The following is a 2965-nucleotide window of genomic DNA, read 5'->3' on the forward strand; positions in this document are numbered from 1 at the left end:
CGGTCTGTTCGGTAACCGCTGAGGCGACACCGCCTGCGACGGACGGGCGGCGCGCGGGCTCATCTCGCTCGCTCGACGCCCTCGGCATTCTTGGCGTACCCGGCATTCTTGGCGAACACGTCGGGGGTGCGGACGTGTTCGGGCCGGAATCCGATGCCGATGACCCGCCCGAGCACCCGTCTGATCCGCGGCGCCGCCGTGGCGGTCACCTCATGGGACATCATGGCTGTCACCAGGTTGGACATCCCGGCCCGCACCGCCCCCGTCACCGTTCTTGCCGTCGCGTTCGCCACCGCGTTCGTCATGGGGGCACGCGTGACCCGGCGTGATGGGCTGCCGCCGTGCGCCGGCCGCTCGTCATCACCCAGCAGGCGCACCAGGAAGGCGCCCTGCCGGACCTGGATCATCTGCATGAGCACGACCGGCCAGGTCCGCCGGCGCTGCACCCGCCGCAGCTCGGCCGGCTCGGGCGGCCCGGCCCGCAGCGTCGCGGCCATCAGGTTCGCCGTCGCCACCGCGTCCTGGACGGCGTAGTTCACCCCGACACCGCCCGCCGGGGACATCGCGTGGGCGGCATCGCCGATGCAGAGCAGACCCGGCTGGAACCATCGGCGAAGCCGGTCGACCTGCACCACCAGGGTCTTCACCTGGTCCCAGTCGGTGAGGTCGTCGACGGCACCGGACAGCGCCGGCGCCGCGGCGATGATCCGCGCACGGAACGCCGCCAGCCCGCCGGCCGTCTTCGGCTGCCGCTGCGCCGACCCTTTCCGGACCACCATGCCGCACTGCCAGTAGTCGCGTCGATCCAGGGTGATCAGGGCGTGGCCCTTGCGGAGGTGCGCCAGGGTGAATCCGTCCCCGTTTCCCTCCTCCCTACGCTCGTTCCCCTTTTCCTCCCTATGCCCGTTCCCCTCCTCGTTCCCGTTCCCGTCCCTCGCCGCCCGGCGGCCGCTCGCGGACCCGTCGCCCATGTCTTTCGGCAGCCGGAACCAGAGGACGTCGAAGGGAGCGCCGTGCTCCCGCACCGGCAGGCCGGCATGGGACTGCAAGGTCGAGCGCCGGCCGTCGGCAGCCACCGTCAGATCCGCCCGGATCTCGACCTCCCCGAGGGGGCCAGCCGCGCGTACGCCCACGACCCGTCCGTTCGCCCGGACCAGGTCGGTTGCCTCGGTGCTCATCGCCAGGCGGAACGTCGGATAGGCGGCGGCTCGCTCGGCCAGAAACGTGAGAAAGTCCCACTGAGGCATCAGGGCGATGAACGGGCAGGGCGTCCGCAGGTGCCGGAAGTCCACAACGGTCCGGCGCCGGCCCGTCATATCCAAAGCCAGCGTGGCGGCCCGGGTGTGCGGGAGGCGAAGGAAGTCCGTCAGCAGGCCCAACTCCGCCATCACTGCCATCGTGGACGGGTGAATCGTGTCACCGCGGAAGTCACGGGCGAAATCGGCGTGCTTCTCCAGCACGATGACGTCCACCCCCGCGCGGGCCAGCAGCAGACCGAGCATCATCCCCGCCGGCCCACCGCCCGCGATGGCGCATCGGGTGGTCCAGCGCAACGGTGCGGACGGTGTTCCCATGCCGGCTCCCCGGATCCCCCCGGGTCTGCCCCCGCGTCGGCCGCCACCGGGCGGAGCGACCGCGGCGGTCCCCCGGAGCCTGTCGTCCCCGTCGTCCTGCCCGGATGTCCTGCCTGGCATCCTGCCCCGCCGGGAAGATGATCGAACCTGTCGACCTCGTCGCCCGCCAGGACGGGCATCAGGACGGGGGCATCGGGGCGGGAGCGTCGTGGCGAGAGACGTCAGGCAGGCGACGGGTGGGGCGTGGCAGGGCGGGCGAGCGGGCGAGCAGGACGACCCCGCCCACGACCAGCAGGGCCGCCACCGTGACACCCGTGATAACCCCGGGGGTGTCCGGGGCGGGTACCCCGAAGACGAGCACGGCGAGGGCGTAGGAGACCGTCGGATTGGTGATGTTCATGGCGGTGACGGTCGGTGCGAGCGGACCCACGGCGAACGCCATCTGCCCGAGTACGAGGCTGGCTATCGTGACTCCGCCCAAGGCGTAGGCGAACCAGTGGGTCGCGGTGGTACCGATCCCCTCGTTCAGGGTCTCGTCGGTGGCCTGCTTCATCAGCAGGGCGCTCAGCGCGAAGAACAGCCCGGCGCCGACTCCGAGCATCGCCGCACGCATCGCTGGTCGCCGGCCGCGGGAGAACACCGTCAGTGTCGCCGCGAGGGCAATGATCGCGAGGATGCTCAGCACCAGCCGGTATTCGTCCAGGGGCGCATGGGCGGGGAGGCGTCCCTGGACCGTGAGGAGCAGCGCGAGGCCTACGCAGATCGATGCCGCCGCCCACCATGCTCCCCGCGCCATCCGCAGATGGGTGCGGGCCAGGCCCAGCGGGAGCGCGAACAGTAACTGGGTGACCATGAGGGGCTGCACCTCGGCGAGGGAACCAAGGTGCAGGGCGAGCGCCTGGGTGAAGAACCCGGCGACGTTCGTCAGCCAGCCCAGCAGCCACATAGGCTCGCGTGCCAGGTCGACCAGATACCCCATCCCGGGCAGCGCGTGCGCCCGGTCGTCACGGGCGGCGAACCGGCTGCGTCCGGCGGCGCGTTGTTGCAGAGCCGCGGACGACGCGAGCAGGAACGCGGCGCACAGGGCCAGCGGGATGAAGAGCAACACGGATCGTTCGGTCCGTCAGGTGGAGCCGGCCTGCGGGGCGGCTGCCGGCGGGCGGCCGGACGGGCCGACGGGATGGCGGCCGCCCCGCGCGGGCGTACTCATCGGGCTGGGTGCCTCGCCGGGGAGCGTCGGAGACAGCAGAGACAGCGGGACCGCCGGGACCCGGTGTACGCCGCTGAGCGGCCGGTCGAGCCGCGGTGGTGCATTGCCTGGACCGCGCATGTTGGACACGATGGCCGTAATGTACCGGCCCGGGGAACCGGATGTGGTGTATCCTCAATGC

General features: G+C 71.7%; 2 protein-coding genes. Both read right to left on the reverse strand.

The annotated features are described in order from the left end of the window. Window positions 1-59: 59 nt before the first annotated feature. Window positions 60-1574: an FAD-dependent oxidoreductase gene (locus tag AC08OT_RS19805; RefSeq protein ID WP_476603185.1), complete on the reverse strand. Its 1515-nt coding sequence runs from the start codon at window positions 1572-1574 to the stop codon at window positions 60-62. A gap of 178 nt (window positions 1575-1752) precedes the next feature. After that, complete coding sequence (locus AC08OT_RS19810; RefSeq protein ID WP_476603186.1) at window positions 1753-2682, reverse strand: DMT family transporter; 930 nt, start codon at window positions 2680-2682, stop codon at window positions 1753-1755. Window positions 2683-2965 lie beyond the last annotated feature (283 nt).

Source organism: Frankia sp. CgJB1, from assembly GCF_977947065.1.

Excerpts from the sequence above, each read along its gene's own strand:
- AC08OT_RS19805 (WP_476603185.1), bottom strand. The coding sequence starts at position 1,574 with ATGGGAACACCGTCCGCACCGTTGCGCTGGACCACCCGATGCGCCATC.